The sequence below is a fragment of the Blautia sp. AM28-27 genome, from assembly GCF_003480905.1.
Taxonomy (GTDB): domain Bacteria; phylum Bacillota; class Clostridia; order Lachnospirales; family Lachnospiraceae; genus Fusicatenibacter; species Fusicatenibacter saccharivorans.
Genome location: NZ_QUJK01000035.1, coordinates 1 through 242, shown reverse-complemented (window position 1 = coordinate 242; position 242 = coordinate 1). Strand labels below are relative to the sequence as shown.

General features: G+C 50.0%; 1 protein-coding gene. It reads right to left on the bottom strand.

Annotation, left to right across the window (positions count from 1 at the left end; genetic code table 11):
- A partial coding sequence (locus DW743_RS17745; protein ID WP_118760273.1) for a DUF3847 domain-containing protein occupies positions 1–236 on the bottom strand: 236 nt, incomplete at its 3' end.
- Between the last annotated feature and the right edge of the window lie 6 nt (positions 237–242).

Here is a 242-nt window from a genome sequence, read left to right as displayed (position 1 = left end):
CTGTGAAAAATGAGTTTCAACAACAGCATGACATCATCATCTGTCAGGCGTTCCGGCTCTTGCAGAAAACTTTCCAGCATACCGCCACGGGTACAGAGCCGGTGCGTCCGTTCCTTTCGGGTAAGCTGCTTCAACTGGTGCTGCAATGCCTTTTCATCATTGATGGCTTTCCGCAGTTTCTTTTCGCTTTTCTCCAGCTCCCGGTTTAGCTTTTCCAGCTTTGAGGTATCAGGCAAGGGCAG